The organism is Pseudomonas sp. F3-2 (assembly GCF_038804275.1).
Classification (GTDB): domain Bacteria; phylum Pseudomonadota; class Gammaproteobacteria; order Pseudomonadales; family Pseudomonadaceae; genus Aquipseudomonas.
In genome coordinates this window covers 4480071-4496501 of the sequence record NZ_CP152388.1, presented here as the reverse complement: position 1 = coordinate 4496501, position 16431 = coordinate 4480071, and the positions used below count along the sequence as shown (strand labels likewise).

The window sequence follows — 16431 nt, the reverse complement described above, 5'->3', positions numbered from 1 at the left end:
CGTTAATGCGCAGCAGGCTTTTGCTGCGCTGGACGCTCTTCATCCGGAGCCATCTTCCGGAAATACGTCGAGAGCAACGCGCCCGAGATGTTGTGCCATACGCTGAACAACGCGCTGGGCACGGCGGCGAGCGGGGAGAAGTGCGCGCTGGCGAGGGCGGCGCCAAGGCCGGAGTTCTGCATGCCGACTTCCAGTGACAGCGACTTGCGTTGGGCCAGTGGAAGCTTGAACAGCTTGCCGGTGAAGTAGCCCAGCAGGAAACCGAAGCTGTTGTGCAGAATGACCACGGCCATGATCAGCAGGCCCGACTCCGCGATCTTGGACTGGCTGGCGGCTACCACGGCGCAGACGATCATCACGATGCTCACCACCGAAATCAGCGGCAGCACGTCGACCGCGAATTGCACGCGCGCGCCGAGCAGGCGTTGAGCGATCACGCCCAGCACGATCGGCAGCATCACCAGTTGCAGGATCGACCAGAACATCTCCATGAACGAGACCGGCAGCCACGCCGAGGCCAGCAGCCAGATCAACGCCGGCGTCAGCAGCGGCGCAAGCAGGGTGGTGACGGCCGCGATGGCGACTGACAGGGCCAGATCGCCTTTCGCCAGCCACGTCATGACGTTGGATGACGTGCCACTCGGGCAGCAACCGACCAGGATGACGCCGACAGCGATTTCTGCAGGCAGATGAAACACCTGGCACAGCAGCCAGGCGACGCCCGGCATGATCACGAAATGGGCCACGACGCCCAGCGCCACACGCCACGGATGACGCACGACTTCCGAGAAGTCGTCGAGCTTGAGGGTCAGGCCCATGCCGAACATGACCAGCCCCAGCAGCGGCACGATCAGGGTTTTCAGACTAATGAACCAGGTCGGGAACAGGAACGCCAGCACGGCGAACAGCAGCACCCAGTACGCGAAGGTATTACCGACAAAACGACTCAACGCAGCCAGGGCACGCATGGCTCGCTCCTTTTATTATGGGTTTCACGATTGCAGGAGCGCGCCTGGTCTGGGCCGCATTCGTCGAATGCGGCCCAGACCAGGCGCGCTCCTGCACGAAGGTGGGTGGAATCAGATCCCTTGCGGAATCTCTTCGCCGCCCAAGGCTTCGAACAATTCCGGCAGGAACTCGCCGAAAGTCAGCATCATCAGGGTAAAGCTGGCGTCCAGCTGGCCCAGCGCATCATCGCCGCCATCCTGTTCGGCCTGATCCTGCAGCAGGTCCTCGAATTTCAGGCGCTTGACGCTGAGTTTATCGTCCAGCACGAATGACAGCTTGTCCTGCCAGGCCAGCGACAGTTGCGTGACGACCTTGCCCGTGCTCAGGTGCAGCTGAATTTCGTCGCTGGTCAGGTCCTGACGCTTGCACTTCACAATGCCACCGTCTTCGTGGGTGTCGCGCAGTTCGCACTCGTCCAGCACGAAGAAGTTCTCGGCGGTCTGGCCGGTCTTGACCCATTCGGTCATCACGGCGGTCGGCGCGGTTTTCACGGTGACCGGACGCACCGGCAGCGAACCGACCACTTCACGCAGGGTCGACAGCAGGTCTTCGGCACGCTTGGGGCTGGAGGCGTTGACTAGAATCACGCCTTGCTTGGGCGCGACCGCGGCAAAAGTCATGGAACGACGAATGAAGGCGCGCGGCAGGAACGCCTGGATGATTTCATCCTTGAGCTGATCGCGTTCTTTCTTGTAGACCTTGCGCATTTGCTCGGTCTCGATCTCTTCGACTTTCTCCTTGAGTGCGTCGTTGACGACGCTGCCCGGCAGAATGCGTTCTTCCTTGCGCGCTGCGATCAGCATGAAATCGCCGCTGACATGCACCAGCGGCGCGTCTTCGCCCTTGCCGAACGGGGCAATGAAACCGTAAGTGGTCAACTCCTGGCTGGCACAAGCACGTGCAGGCTTGGTCGCCAATGCGGTTTCCAGCGCCTCGGCGTCAAATGGCAGGTCCTGGGTCAGGCGATAGACAAGCAGGTTTTTGAACCACATGGGGTACATCTCTCCTTTATACAAAGGGGGGCATTATTCGCTGCCGCGACCGTGCGGCCAACCCTGATGTAAGCCTTTGGTTGGATTATAAAAATTATTTGAAAAAGTGCTTGCCAGAGGTTTGATCGCTCCGTAGAATGCGCGCCACACCGAGAGACAAGGGTGATTAGCTCAGCCGGGAGAGCATCTGCCTTACAAGCAGAGGGTCGGCGGTTCGATCCCGTCATCACCCACCACTCGTTGAAAGGTGTTACGCGCAGCGGTAGTTCAGTCGGTTAGAATACCGGCCTGTCACGCCGGGGGTCGCGGGTTCGAGTCCCGTCCGCTGCGCCATATTAAGTTTCGAGGCCCTTGAACTCCTCGAAACGACGAAGAAAGCGACCTTAGGGTCGCTTTTTTTGTGCCTGCGTTTTGATGCCTTGGCGCGTCGCATTCGGTAGGCGCGCTTGCCCGCGATTGCGCAGTGACAGACAACATTCAGGGTGCTGATCTGTCGCAATCGCGGGCAAGCACGCTTCTACAAGACGCGCCGACCAGGGTCGAACATCACCCCACGTCCACCTCAACCACATCGCCGTTCAATCGCGCCGGCCAGGTGCGCAGTTTCAATGACGCATCTTCCAGGCATGTGCCGTTTTCCAGACGGTAATGCTGCTTGTACAACGGCGACGCAACCACCAGATCGCCGCCAAGACTCCCGATCAAGCCACGTCCGATCACGTTGACCCCGGATACCGGGTCGCGGTTGTCGACTGCAAACAGCTGCGGCGTGCCACTGATCGACGCGACGTAAAACAGTGCCACCTGCGTATTGCCCACCAGGGCCACGACGCCGGAGTTGAGCACCAAGTCATCACGCCCGCACACGGCGCGCCAGACCCTGCTCTGTGGAGCATCCATCATCACTGCGTTGGCCTGACTCATCGTGCGGTCTCCTGGACGGGAATAAGGTTGAGTTCGCTGGCTCTCGCGGGGCGACGCTGGCTGCGTTCCTTGACGAAATGAATGTCGGGGTCGGCCGCCTTGTCATTGACGAACGTGCGAAAGCGTTTGAGTTTCTCCGGGCTTTTGAGCGCGTTCGCCCATTCACATTCATACCGATCGACCACCACTTGCATTTGCGCTTCCAGCTCGGCGGCCAGACCCAGACTGTCGTCGATGACCACCGCCTTGAGGTAATCCAGCCCACCCTCCAGCGACTCGCGCCATACCGAGGTGCGTTGCAATTTGTCGGCGGTGCGGATGTAGAACATCAGCACACGGTCGATGTAGCGAATCAGCGTCTGATCATCCAGGTCCGTGGCGAACAGCTCGGCGTGTCGCGGGCGCATGCCGCCGTTGCCGCACACATAGAGGTTCCAGCCGTTTTCGGTGGCGATCACGCCGATGTCCTTGCTCTGCGCTTCAGCGCATTCGCGGGTGCAACCGGAAACCGCGAATTTCAGTTTGTGTGGCGAACGCAGGCCTTTGTAACGATCCTCGATGTTCAGCGCCATTTGCACACTGTCCTGCACGCCGTAGCGGCACCACGTGCTGCCGACGCAAGACTTCACCGTGCGTGTCGATTTGCCGTAGGCGTGTCCGGTTTCGAAGCCGGCCGCGATCAGCTCGGCCCAGATGTCCGGCAGCTCATGCAGCTGGGCGCCGAACAGGTCGATGCGCTGACCGCCGGTGATCTTGGTGTACAGATCGTATTTTTTCGCCACGGCGCCAATCGCCATCAGCCCCTGCGGGGTGATTTCGCCTGCCGGAATGCGCGGCACCACCGAATACGTGCCGTTCTTCTGCATATTGGCCATGAACGTGTCGTTGGTGTCCTGCAACGGTACCAGTGACGGGTCCATGATCGGCTTGTTCCAGCACGAGGCGAGGATCGAGCCGATGACCGGCTTGCAGATATCGCAGCCCACATGGCCTTTGCCATGACGCGCCAGCATGTCCTCGAAACTCTCGATCGTCTCGACCCGAGCGAAGGCGTACAGCTCTTGCCGCGTAAACGCAAAGTGTTCGCACAGGCTCTTGTCGACCGCGACCCCGCGCGCGGTCAGTTCGTGCTCGAACACGCTTTTGAGCAGGGCCGAGCAGCCGCCGCAACCGGTGGCCGCCTTGGTGCAGGCCTTGATCCCGGCAAGGTCGCTGCAGCCGCTGTCGATGGCCGAGCAGATCGCCCCTTTGCTGACGTTATGGCACGAACAGATCGTGGCGGTCGCCGGCAAGGCGTCGGCACCCAGAGTGGGCGCGCCGTCGCTGTGGGGCAAAATCAGGCTCGACGGGTCGGCCGGCAGCTTGATGCCGTTCTGCGCGTATTGCAGCAGCGTGTCGTAATAACTGTTATCGCCCACCAGCACTGCCCCCAGCACCTGTTTGCCGTCGGCGGACACCACGAGCCGGCGATAGGTGTCGGTGGCTTCATCGATAAAACGGTAGTTGCGCGCGCCGGTCAGTGCGCCGTGGGCATCGCCGATGGAGCCCACGTCGACGCCCAGCAGTTTGAGTTTGGTCGACATGTCGGCACCGAAGAACGGTTCAGCGTCCTGATCGCACAATTGTGCGGCGACATTGCGTGCCATCTGATAACCCGGCGCGACCAGGCCGAAGACGCTGCCGTTCCAGGCGGCGCATTCACCAATCGCGTAAATGTCGGCGTCACTGGTGCGACAGTGTTCGTCGATGTCGATGCCGCCCCGTGGACCCAGCGCCAGCTGGCACTGGCGGGCGAGGGCGTCTTGCGGACGGATGCCGGCGGAAAAGACGATCAGGTCGGTTTCGAGAAAGTCGTCACCGGCGAAATTCATGCGATAGCGGAAAGACTCGCCAGGCGTGATCGACTGGGTGGCGCGGGACAAGTGCACGCCGACGCCCAGCGCTTCGATGCGTGCCTTGAGGGCTGCGCCGCCGAAATCATCCAGCTGCACAGGCATCAGGCGCGGGGCGAACTCCACCACATGGGCTTCCAGACCGAGGGATTTCAGCGCATTGGCCGCCTCCAGGCCGAGCAGCCCGCCGCCGACCACGACGCCACGTCGGGCATGACGCGCGGCGGCGCGGATGGTGTCCAGGTCGTCCAGCGTGCGGTAAACCAGCCGCGAGTCTCCCTCGGCGCCTTCGATGGGCGGCACGAACGGATAGGAGCCGGTCGCCAGCACCAGTTTGTCGTAGGTGAAACAACCTGCGGACGTGATCACTTCACGGCGGGCCCGATCGATTTCCAGCACCGGCACGCCCAGATGCAGCGTCAGTCCGGCCTGCTGATACAGCGCGGCATCACTGAGCGCCAGGGATTCGGCATCGCGACCGCCGAAATACTCGGACAGGTGAACGCGGTCGTAGGCGCGCTGGCCTTCTTCACCGAACACGTGAATGCGATAGTGCTCAAGGGCACCGGCGGCGATCAATTGCTCGACGCAGTGGTGACCGACCATTCCGTTGCCAACCACGATCAGTGTCTGCATATCGTCAAAAGGGGCGACTGTGGTGTTCATATCGAGTCCCGGCCTAAGCCAATCGGGTTTTTTGAAAGCAAAAAAAAGGCGCCCGGAACCTCTCGGTTCCAGGCGCCTTTGCCTGTTCTTTTAGGGGTTGTCGCTCGACCACAGTGTCGGCGCAACCTGATGAGCCCAATGCCGTGTGGGGCGGACGATCGTCATTGACCGACCAGGGCTGCCAACCACGCATTCAGGCTGGACTTGCAGGTGATCAAGCAATGGGTGTGCCAGTGCGTACATCTCACGATGAGTGCAGGCGCGTGGCGCGTCCCAGGATCTGCCGCGATACGGCGATCGGCCTGATCAAGGGCCTGTCAGGCTGACCGCGCTCACCCCTTTCACGACGGATTCCCCGCCGATCTCGGGACGCGCCACGCTTGTGCAACGGGAGACACTGGCACGCAAACGGTGCGCTTTCGTCCGGCTCGCCCCATTGCGAGGCTGAAATCCGCGGTTCTCTGGCCGGTTTGCTTCCACGCCGCAGCGCCCTGATCTCAGGCCACCCGCGCCAGCTCACCCGCCAATCGACCGCTCGAAAGCCTCCGGCACCATGCTGGCCTGTCCTTTGCAATTGCCAGCTGACAGGCAGTCAACGCCGATTGCCATCTTCACGACAAAGGCGCCGTGTGCTCTCCGCTCATCTGAACGGGAGAGAACAGGGCGTCTTTTTTTTGGCCTCGGGAAATGGTTATGGCGAGCAACAGCGTACGAAGTGTGTGTCCTTATTGCGGGGTCGGCTGCGGCATCGTCATGCAGGTCGAGAACAACCGCGTGATCAAGGTCACGGGTGACAAGGCGCATCCGGCCAATCGCGGCCGGTTATGCACCAAAGGCACCACCTGCGGCGAGGCGATTGCAGAATCGGGGCGCATGGACGCGGCCTACCTGCGCCGTCAGCGAGATGAGGACCCGGTACGCACCGACATGGACGCGGCGATCACCCACACGGCGCAACGCCTGCGCACGATCCTGGATCGCGATGGCCCCGATGCGTTGGCTTTTTATGTGTCGGGCCAAATGTCGCTTGAGGCGCAATACCTGGCGAACAAACTGGCCAAGGGCTTTGTGCGTACGTCGCGCATCGAGTCCAACTCGCGGCTGTGCATGGCCAGTGCGGGAAGCGGCTACAAGCTGTCGCTGGGGTCCGACGGGCCGCCGGGTTCCTACGACGACTTCGACCGGGCCGACCTGTTCTTCGTGATCGGCGCCAACATGGCGGACTGCCACCCGATCTTGTTCCTGCGCATGATGGATCGGGTCAAGGCCGGCGCGAAGTTGATCGTCGTCGATCCTCGCCGCAGCGCCACGGCAGAGAAAGCGCATCTGTTTCTGCAGATCAGGCCCGGTACCGATCTGGCGCTGCTCAACGGCCTGCTTTATTTATTGAATGAAAACGGCGATGTCGATGCCGGTTTCATCGCGTCCTTCACCCAGGGCTGGGCGACGATGCCTGCGTTTCTGGCCGCGTACACGCCGGACAAAGTGGCGCAGATCACGGGCCTTGCCGAAAGCGACATTCGTCAGGCAGCGCGCATGATCGGTCAGGCGCCAGACTGGATGAGCTGCTGGACCATGGGGCTGAACCAGAGCACCCACGGCACCTGGAACACCAACGCACTGTGCAATCTGCATCTGGCGACCGGGGCGATCTGTCGTCCCGGCAGCGGTCCGTTCTCACTCACGGGCCAGCCCAATGCCATGGGCGGGCGGGAGATGGGCTACATGGGGCCGGGACTTCCCGGTCAGCGCTCGCTGCTGGTCGACGCCGATCGTGCATTCGTCGAACACCTCTGGGCGATACCGCAAGGCAGTCTGCGGCGTGAGCCTGGCGGCGGGACGATCGACCTGTTCGAACAGATGCGTGACGGCGCAATCAAGGCCTGCTGGATCATCTGCACCAACCCGGTGGCCAGCGTCGCCAACCGCGCCACGGTGATCGAGGCGTTGCAGGCCGCCGAGCTGGTGATCACCCAGGATGCCTTTCTCGACACGGAAACCAACCGCTACGCCGACATCCTCTTGCCCGGTGCGCTGTGGGCCGAGGGCGAAGGGGTGATGATCAATTCCGAACGCAACATGAGCCTGACCTGCAAGGCGGTCGATGCGCCGGGGCAGGCGCTGCCGGACTGGCAGATCATCGCTCGCGTGGCGTGCGAAATGGGTTTCGCGTCGGCGTTCAGCTACGGGTCGGCCGAGGAGGTGTTCGAGGAAATCAAGCGGGCATGGAATCCGGACACCGGCTATGACATACGCGGCGCCAGTTATGCGCAACTGCGTGACCAACCGGTGCAATGGCCTTGCGCGCCCGACGCGCAGGGCACGCGCAATCCGCTGCGTTACCTCAACACCGGCGTCAGCCAGACGCTGAAAGTGGACGCGCAGGGCCAGCGCCCCGCCCTGGTTTTCGCCACCCCTGACGGCAAGGCAGTGTTCCTGCCGCGGCCCCACCTGCCGCCCGCCGAGATGCCGGACGCCATCTTCCCGTGGGTGCTCAACACCGGTCGTTTGCAGCATCAGTGGCACACGCTGACCAAGACCGGCAAGGTCGCGACGTTGAACAGGCTCAACCCCGGGCCTTTCATCGAGATTCACCCGCAAGACGCCGCTGCACTGGGCGTGCGGGAAAAAGACGCGGTCGAGATCCGATCGGCCCGCGGGCAGGCGATATTGCCCGCTCGGGTCACGGATCGCGTGCGGCCCGGCGAGTGTTTTGCGCCCTTTCACTGGAATGACGTGTACGGCGAGCACCTTGCGATCAACGCCGTGACCAGCGACGCCATCGACCCGATTTCACAACAGCCTGAGTTCAAGTTCTGTGCGGTGGCGTTGCGCAAGATCGAGTTGATCGGTCATCGGTTCATCGACTTGGTGCAGGCCGGTGCCGAGGGTCAGGAGCAAGCGCGGGAAGAGGCGCAGGAGCGGCTCGGTGAAGCACCGCTGCTCACGCTGTTGTGGGCTTCGCAGACCGGGAATGCCGAGTCGCTGGCCAAGCGGATCGGCGCGCTGTTGCGGGCTGGCGGTGTGTTGGTTCAGCTTTCGCCGATGGACAATTTTCCGGTCGCCGCTTTGGCCCAACGGCCCACTGTCGCGCTGATCACCAGCACGTTCGGCGATGGCGACCCGCCGGACAACGGGCAGGCGTTCTGGGCAACGCTCTGCGCCCAAGAGGAACGGCTGGAGTCGTTGCGTTACGCCGTGTTGGCGTTGGGCGATCAGAGCTATGAAACATTCTGTCAGCACGGCAAGAAGCTGGATCAACGCCTGTCGGCACTGGGCGCGTCGGCGCTGATGCCGAGAATCGACTGCGACAGCGACTTCCAGCCGCACGCCGAACGTTGGTTCGCAGGGTTGCAACAGGCGCTGGCGTTAGACCTTCCCCTTGCCACCTTGGGCGAGGGCGAGCAGCAGCCAGGCGATCAACCTTCGCGGACACGCCCGCACTCAGCCCGCTTGTCGATCAATCGTCGACTGAACGCAGATGGCGCGAGCAAGGACACTCGCCAGTTCGCGCTGACGCTGGGCGATTCGGGCATGACGTATGAGGCGGGCGATGCGCTGGGTGTCTGGCCGCGCAATTGCCCGGCGCTGGTGGACGAGGTGCTTGAACTGACCCGGCTTGAAGGCGACCGGTCGGTGCAAATCGCGGAGGCAGGTGATGTTTCGTTGCGGCAGGCGTTGACCGAGCGCTTTGAAATCGCGCGGCCGAACGCGGAGACGTTGGCGTTCATCGCCCGAAGCAGCGGCAACGAAGAGTTGAAAACGTTGCTCAGCGAACCCTTCAAGGATGAGCTGAAAAGCTGGTTGTGGGGGCGACAGTTGGCGGATGTCCTGCGCGAGTTTCCGCTTCGCGCGTCGGGGCAGGAACTGCTCGAGCACTTAAGGCCGCTGCAGCCTCGGCTGTACTCCATTGCGTCCAGTCCAAAGGTTCATCCGGATGCGGTGCACCTCACTGTGGCGGCGGTGCGCTACGGCAAACGCAAGGGCGTCTCGTCGACCTTTCTGGCGGATCGGGCCGAGCAGGCTGAGGTGCCGATTTTCCTGCAACCGACGCAACACTTTCGCCCGCCGGCCGACGGCGATGTGCCCATGATCATGATCGGTCCCGGCACCGGCGTGGCGCCGTTTCGGGCCTTTCTTCAGGAGCGCCGGGCTCGCGGTGATCGCGGGCGCAACTGGCTGTTCTTCGGCGAGCAGCACGCGGCGACGGATTTCTATTACCGCGACGAATTCGAGGACCTGCAACGTAGCGGATTGCTGACGAACCTGAGCCTGGCGTTCTCCCGCGACCAGGCGGAAAAAATCTACGTCCAGCACCGCATTCGCCAGCATGGTGCCGAGCTCTGGCGCTGGTTGCAGGACGGCGCGCGGATCTACATCTGCGGCGATGCCACGCACATGGCCAAGGATGTCGATCACGCCTTGCGCGACATCGTCAGCCAGCACGGTGGCTTAAATCGCGAACGGGCCGCTGAGTATCTGCGATCACTGGCCCAGGAAAAGCGCTACCTGCGGGACGTGTATTGAGAGGCTGCACGTCCGCCAGCGATCTGACGCCCACCGCCATGACAGGGAATGTAGCTGGCGACGCGCAAATCCGTAGGACCGGCTTCAGCCGGGAAGGCGTCGGTTGCCAAGTCGCAAAATCGATGGCGTGCACACAGGCCTCTTCCCGGCTAAAGCCGGTCCTACCGACGCAGAGCGTAACCGTTGGGGACTGGCTAGACCTCGTCCTACTGAGACGCTCAATAGCCCTGATCCCGGGCGATCTCTCCCAGCATGGCGTGTCCTTGCTGGTGACGGCGGATGTTTGCCAGCAGGACGTCGAACGCGCTGTCGGGCGAGGTGTTGGCGCCGATGTGTGGGGTCAGCCAGATGGCGGGGTGTTGCCAGAACGGATGGTCGGGGGCGGGCGGTTCGTCGTTCAGAACGTCGACGATCGCATGGCTCAATTGCCCGCTTGCCAGGGCATCCAGCAGGTCCCTTTCAACCAGATGGCCGCCGCGTCCGAGGTTGATCAATTGCGCGTCCTTGGGCATCGACGCGAAGGTGTTCGCGTTGAGAATCCCGCGGGTGTCTTCAGTCAGTGGCAGCAGGCAGATCAGCACGTCGCACTGCGCCAGAAATGCCGGTAACCGATCGCTGCCGGCAAAGCAGCGCACACCTGGAAGGTCTTTTTCGGAGCGCGCCCAGCCGCTCAACTCAAAGCCGAACGGGCGCAGGCTCTCGAGCACGGCCGCGCCGAGATTGCCCAGGCCCATGACCCCTACGCGACGTTTCGTGGCCGGGACGAGCGGGTGCAGTTGCCACTGCCGTTCGCGCTGCTGTTGCAGGTACAGCGGGATTTGGCGATGCAGGCTTAGCACGGCGAAACAGGCGTACTCGATGATCCCCCTGGCGATGCCGGGGTCGAGCATGCGCACGACTTTGATGTGTTCGGGCAACTCGCCAAGGTCGAACTGATCCACGCCGGCCGAGGTGGCGAAAATCACCTCAAGACGGGGGAACTGTTCGTGCAGATTCTGCGGTGGCTGCCAGGCCGCGAAGTAACGCACCTGCGAGGGCTCTCCCGTGTCCGGCCACAGCCGCACGTCGATGTCCGGCGCATGTTGCCGGAACAGGGAGAGCCAGACGGGGCCGCGGGCATCGTCGACTTTGAACAGCAAGGCCATGGGGTTCTCGCAAGCGCAGGGAAAGTCTGGTCACGATGCCAGAGGGCTGCGAAACAATCTTCCGAAAACGTCAGGGTCAGCGGAAGATTGCGCGCTTTTTCAGGCTCAGACCGCAGCGGCGATCGCTTTGCCGAGGGCTTCGGTGTTGCCGGTCCCGCCGATGTCGGCCGTCAGCGGCGCGTTTTCCGGGCCCATCGACAATACGCTTTCAATGGCGGCCAGTACGGCGGCGCCGGCTTCGGGATGGCCCAGGTGCTCGAGCATCATCGCGCCGCACCAGATCTGTCCGATCGGGTTGGCGATGCCCTTACCGGCGATGTCGGGCGCCGAGCCGTGCACGGGCTCGAACAGGCTCGGGAAGTTGCGTTCCGGGTTGATGTTCGCCGAGGGCGCAATGCCGATGGTGCCGGTACACGCAGGACCCAGGTCGGAAAGAATATCGCCGAACAGGTTGCTCGCCACCACGACGTCGAACCAGTCGGGGTGCAGGACGAAGTTCGCGGTGAGGATGTCGATGTGATACTTGTCGACTTTCACGTCCGGGTATTGCTTGCCCATTTCGACCACGCGTTCGTCCCAGTAAGGCATGGTGATCGCAATGCCGTTGGATTTGGTCGCCGACGTCAGGTGTTTCTTCGGTCGGCTTTGCGCCAGGTCATAGGCGAACTTGAGGATGCGGTCGACGCCCACGCGGGTCATGACGGTTTCCTGCAGGACGATTTCCCGCTCGGTGCCAGGGAACATCTTGCCGCCGACGCTTGAGTACTCGCCTTCGGTGTTCTCGCGGACCACCCAGAAATCGATGTCGCCGGGCTTGCGATTGGCCAGTGGCGCCTTCACGCCGGGCATCAGGCGGCAGGGTCGCAGGTTGACGTACTGGTCGAATTCGCGACGGAACTGCAACAGCGAATCCCACAGCGAAATGTGATCCGGCACCACGTCGGGCCAGCCCACTGCACCGAAGTAGATCGCGTCATACCCCTTGAGCACCTCGAACCAGTTGTCCGGCATCATTTTGCCGTGGGCCAGGTAGTAATCGGCGCTGGCGAAATCGAACCAGTCCCATTGCAAGTCCAGATCGTGGCGGGCGGCCACGGCGTCGAGCACGCGCACGCCTTCTGGCATGACCTCTTTGCCAATGCCGTCGCCGGGGATGACTGCGATTTTGTACCGGGCCTTGCTCATGGGTTCGACTCCTGGGTTGAGAGGCTGGGATTGAAAGCCAATGCCAGTGAGTGTATGCAGTGTTCTGAAATTAATAATTAGCCTTCAATGAAATCCATTCTTAGATTTGGGGAAAGAATCGATGAGCGCCATCGATGACCTGAGTTTCTTCCAGCAGGTGGCCAGCCGTGGCAGCCTGACCGAAGTGGCCCGTCAACTGGGATTATCGCTGCCGGCAGTGAGCAAGCGCTTGAGTCAACTCGAAGCTCGCCTCGGGGTGCAGTTGATGCAGCGCACCACGCGCCGGCTTTCGCTGACGCCGGAAGGCACGCAGTACCTGGAAGGTGGCCGGCCCATCCTGCGCCAGCTTGAGGAATTGGAAAGCGCGCTCAACAGTCGTCAGCCGACGCTGCGCGGGCGTCTGAGAATCAACGGCACGCTCGGTTTTGGCCGACGACATCTGGCGCCGGTGGTCTCGGAGTTCGCCCGGCTGCATCCGGAACTGGAGATTTCCCTCGAGCTCAGCAGTCAGCCGCCCAGCCTGCTGGACGACCAGTTCGACCTCGGCGTGTGGATGGGCGAGCCTCCCGATTCACGTTTGATCGGCGTGCGATTGCTGGAGAATCCACGCATCCTCTGCGCGGCGCCCAGATACCTTGAAGCTATGCCTGAGCCGACCTCCGTGGCCGATCTTGCGCAGCACAACTGCATCGTACTGCGCCAGTTCGGCAGCGATTACGCGATCTGGCGCTTTCACAAGGATGGTCGCGAATACGCACACAAAGTCAGAGGCACGCTGTCGAGCAACGATGGCGAAGTCGCCGTCGGCCTCGCACTGGAGGGGCACGGCCTGATTCTCCGATCGCGCTGGGACACGCAGGAACATCTGGATTCCGGGCGCCTGCGCGCAGTGCTGACCGACCATCAGGCGCCGCGTGGTGACATCTTCGTGGTGTACCCGCATCGTGCTCACATCCCGCAGCGCATCTCGCTGTTCGTGCGATACCTGAGCCACGCGTTGAATCAGCGCCTGCCGTTTGCGGCCGTGCGACGAGACTGATTGCACTGCAGACAAGGTTCGGTTTCGGCATAACCTCACAACATGTTCGTCCTGACTATTCGTGCATTGCCCGCCGGCGTCATGCTCTTGTAACGTCCAGATGTCCCGCTCGGTCCAACAAAAAGAAAATCTGAGCAGCGCACGACAGTGCAGGGTGTCTTTCAGGTTTTTTTGAGCTGCCGAATTAATCTACGTCCAGGATGATTTGCCATGAAAACCTTGTCTGTTGCTGCAGCTTTCGGTTCCGTCTTATCCCTGTTGAGTCTTTCGGTGGCGTGCGCGAGCAGTGCCTTGGCGGCTGAAGAAATCACCTTCGTTTCCCAAGGGGGCGCCTACCAGGAAGCCCAGACCAAAGCCATTCTGGACCCTGCCGCGAAGACCCTCGGCATGACCATCAAACAGGACAGCGCCCCCGACGCATGGCCGATGGTCAAGGCCATGGGCGATGCGAAAAAACCCGTCTGGGACGTGATCGACACGCCGCCGTCCAACTGCGTTCGCGGTGGCAACGAAGGGCTGATCGAGCCGCTGGACCTGAGCAAGATGCCCAACGTGCAAAACATGCCAGCGCAATACCGCACGCCGTATTCAGTGGCTTACGAGTTCTATTCGTCGGTCATCGGTTACAACAAGAAAACCCTGAAGAAAATCCCGCAGACCTGGGCCGAGTTCTGGGACGTGAAGAATTTCCCCGGCACCCGCGCGTTGCGCAACGACCCGATGAGTACGCTGGAGGCGGCATTGCTCTCCGACGGCGTGCCGCGTGACAAGCTGTACCCGCTGGACGTCGACCGTGCCTACAAGCGGCTTGAGCAAATCAAGCCGAACATTGCCGTGTGGTGGACGTCCGGCGGCCAGTCGGCTCAGTTGCTCGCCGATGGCGAGGTCGACATGCTGATGATCTGGAACGGTCGCGCCAGTGCCGTGCAGAAGAGCAATCCCGACGTCGCCTTCACGTACAACGACGGCTTGTTGCAGAACACCCAGCTGTGCATCCTCAAGGACGCGCCGAACTACGCGGCGGCGGTGAAGTTCATCAACGAAGCGCTGTCGCCCGAACTGCAGGCCAACCTGCCGCTGTACATCGATTACGGCCCGGGCAACCCTGCGGCCTTCGGCACCGGGAAGATCACCGAGCAACGTGCCAGGGAGCTGCCAAGCTCGCCGGACAACGCCGCCAGACAAGCCTTGATGTCCGAGGAATGGTGGGCATCGCCGGCCGGTATCGCGGCGAAGGATCGCTGGCTCAAGTTCGTTCAGTAACGGCGAGGTCCTTCGATGATCGATTACCTGATTCTCGGAGGCGGTTCGGCGGGCTGTGTGCTCGCCGCGCGGCTCTCGGAGGACCCGAACGTGCAGGTCTGCCTGATCGAAGCGGGGCGGGACATCTCGGCGCAGACCATGCCGCCGGCGATCCGCAGCCGTTATCCCGGTCGTGCCTATCTGGACGTGAGCAATATCTGGAAAAGTCTGACGGCGTTCATGGGCCAGCGGGCGAACGCCTCGCGGCGTTATGAGCAGGCGCGGATACTCGGTGGCGGCTCGGCGATCAATGCCTTGATGACCAACCGTGGTGCCCCCGCCGACTATGACGCATGGGAGAAGCTTGGCGCCGACGGCTGGAACTGGGCCACCTGCCTGCCGTACTTTCGCAAGCTGGAAAACGACACGGATTTCAACGGACCGTCGCACGCAGCGCATCATGGCAGCGATGGCCCGGTGCGGATTCGTCGCACGCCTGCGCAGTTTCTGTCGCCATTCGTCAACAAGGTGATTCAGGTCTTCGCCGCGCAAGGCCTGGCGCACAAGCCTGATCAGAATGGGCCGTGGGAAGATGGCACATACGTCGGCGCAATCGGGGTCAGCGAGCAGGGCGAACGGATTCCCACCTCCGTGTGCTACCTGACCGACGAGGTGCGTCGGCGCAGCAATCTGACCCTGCGTACTCACTGCATGGTCGATCGCGTGCTGATCGAAGGCCGTCGCGCCGTCGGTGCCCGGATCATCAACGCAGCGGCACAGCGCGAATCCCTGATGGCGCGGGAGGTCATCGTCTGCGCGGGGGCCATTCACAGTCCGGCGATCCTGCTGCGCAGCGGCATCGGCCCAGCACAGGATCTGCGTTCGCTGGGCATTCCAGTGGTCGCCGACCGGCCGGGCGTGGGTGGCAACCTGATGGAACATCCTTCGATCGCGGTTTCGGCGTTGCTGACCCGGCGTGGCCGGACACCGTTTCCTGAGGAACACCATGAGCAGGCCATCGTGCGGTTTTCTTCCGGCGTGGAAGGCGCCGTGCCGGGTGACATGCACGGCGCGATCCTGTCGCGTTCAGGCTGGCATTCGATCGGTTATCGGTTGGGAACGATTTTTTTCTGGGTCAACAAATCCTTCTCCCGGGGCCGTCTGCGCTTGGCGTCCAGCGATCCTGGCGACGAGCCGCAGGTGAATTTCGAGATGCTCTCTGACCCTCGGGATCTGCAGCGGCTCAAGCAGGCGCTGCAATTCGGCGCGCGCGCGTTATCGAGTGATGCGCTGCGTGACGAGCGCAGTGTGGTGTTCGCCTCCAGTTACTCGCCGCGGGTGGCGAAGGTCGCTATGCCGGGTCTGTTCAATGCCTTGCAGCGCGGCGTGTTGAGTGTGCTGCTGGATATTGCCGGTCCATTGCGGGCACTGCTGGTTCATGGCCTGGTGACTCAGGGCGTGACCCTCAAGAAACTGCTGGCCGACGATCAGGCGCTGACCGAATTCGTGCAGCGCAACGTCGGTGGCACCTGGCATCCGTCCGGCACCTGTCGCATGGGGCACGCGGATGATCCGCTTGCCGTGACGACCGGCGATGCACGGGTGATAGGCGTCGACGCCCTGCGGGTCTGCGATGCATCGCTGATGCCGTCGATCCCGTGCGCCAATACCAACGTGCCGACGATCATGATCGCCGAGCGCGTGGCGGATCTGATCAAGACCCCTGTGGCGCAGATGAGCGAGGCAGTCGCCCACCTGTGATGCATTTCACGGTACGCCGCGCGCCCGTGCAGCCGGGCGCGCGGTTTGTC

Annotated in this window: 10 protein-coding genes and 2 tRNA genes; 6 read left to right on the top strand and 6 right to left on the bottom strand. The window is 62.4% G+C overall.

Annotated features, from left to right (window positions below; all coding sequences use genetic code 11):
• Positions 1 to 2: 2 nt before the first annotated feature.
• Positions 3 to 968, bottom strand: coding sequence for a bile acid:sodium symporter family protein (locus AAGQ88_RS20150; protein ID WP_342653376.1), 966 nt, complete (start codon positions 966 to 968; stop codon positions 3 to 5).
• 111 nt (positions 969 to 1079) lie between these two features.
• A complete protein-coding gene (gene rdgC, locus AAGQ88_RS20145) occupies positions 1080 to 2000 on the bottom strand; it encodes a recombination-associated protein RdgC (protein WP_093463655.1) in 921 nt (306 codons plus the stop codon).
• A gap of 160 nt (positions 2001 to 2160) precedes the next feature.
• On the opposite strand from rdgC, the gene AAGQ88_RS20140 reads away from it, so the two are divergent.
• Both AAGQ88_RS20140 and AAGQ88_RS20135 read left to right on the top strand, forming a co-directional pair.
• Positions 2161 to 2236, top strand: a tRNA-Val gene (locus AAGQ88_RS20140).
• 20 nt (positions 2237 to 2256) lie between these two features.
• Positions 2257 to 2333: transfer RNA gene (locus AAGQ88_RS20135), tRNA-Asp, on the top strand.
• A gap of 213 nt (positions 2334 to 2546) precedes the next feature.
• Here AAGQ88_RS20135 and nirD read toward each other — a convergent pair.
• Together nirD and nirB are read right to left on the bottom strand one after the other, a co-directional pair.
• Positions 2547 to 2924: a nitrite reductase small subunit NirD gene (gene nirD, locus AAGQ88_RS20130; protein ID WP_285426685.1), complete on the bottom strand. Its 378-nt coding sequence runs from the start codon at positions 2922 to 2924 to the stop codon at positions 2547 to 2549.
• On the bottom strand, positions 2921 to 5482 hold the full coding sequence (gene nirB / locus AAGQ88_RS20125; protein WP_342653375.1) for a nitrite reductase large subunit NirB: 2562 nt from the start codon (positions 5480 to 5482) through the stop codon (positions 2921 to 2923). Before nirB ends, nirD begins: the two co-directional genes overlap by 4 nt.
• Before the next feature lie 693 nt (positions 5483 to 6175).
• Between nirB and AAGQ88_RS20120 the strand changes: the two genes are divergently transcribed.
• Entirely contained in the window at positions 6176 to 10009 is a 3834-nt protein-coding gene (locus AAGQ88_RS20120; protein WP_342653374.1) for a bifunctional nitrate reductase/sulfite reductase flavoprotein subunit alpha, read from the top strand.
• Positions 10010 to 10227: 218 nt separating this feature from the next.
• On the opposite strand, the gene AAGQ88_RS20115 is transcribed toward AAGQ88_RS20120, so the two are convergent.
• Together AAGQ88_RS20115 and AAGQ88_RS20110 are read right to left on the bottom strand one after the other, a co-directional pair.
• Positions 10228 to 11154 carry a glyoxylate/hydroxypyruvate reductase A gene (locus AAGQ88_RS20115; RefSeq protein WP_342653373.1) on the bottom strand — a complete coding sequence of 309 codons (927 nt, stop codon included), beginning with the start codon at positions 11152 to 11154 and terminating at the stop codon, positions 10228 to 10230.
• A 105-nt stretch (positions 11155 to 11259) separates the two neighbouring features.
• Entirely contained in the window at positions 11260 to 12339 is a 1080-nt protein-coding gene (locus AAGQ88_RS20110; RefSeq protein ID WP_342653372.1) for a tartrate dehydrogenase, read from the bottom strand.
• Positions 12340 to 12460: 121 nt separating this feature from the next.
• On the opposite strand from AAGQ88_RS20110, the gene AAGQ88_RS20105 reads away from it, so the two are divergent.
• The 3 genes from AAGQ88_RS20105 (at position 12461) to AAGQ88_RS20095 (ending at position 16381) form a co-directional block, all read left to right on the top strand.
• Entirely contained in the window at positions 12461 to 13378 is a 918-nt protein-coding gene (locus tag AAGQ88_RS20105; protein WP_342653371.1) for a LysR substrate-binding domain-containing protein, read from the top strand.
• Between the two features lie 210 nt (positions 13379 to 13588).
• Positions 13589 to 14641, top strand: coding sequence for an ABC transporter substrate-binding protein (locus tag AAGQ88_RS20100; protein ID WP_342653370.1), 1053 nt, complete (start codon positions 13589 to 13591; stop codon positions 14639 to 14641).
• A gap of 15 nt (positions 14642 to 14656) precedes the next feature.
• Positions 14657 to 16381 carry a GMC family oxidoreductase N-terminal domain-containing protein gene (locus AAGQ88_RS20095; protein WP_342653369.1) on the top strand — a complete coding sequence of 575 codons (1725 nt, stop codon included), beginning with the start codon at positions 14657 to 14659 and terminating at the stop codon, positions 16379 to 16381.
• The last annotated feature ends 50 nt before the right edge of the window (positions 16382 to 16431 follow it).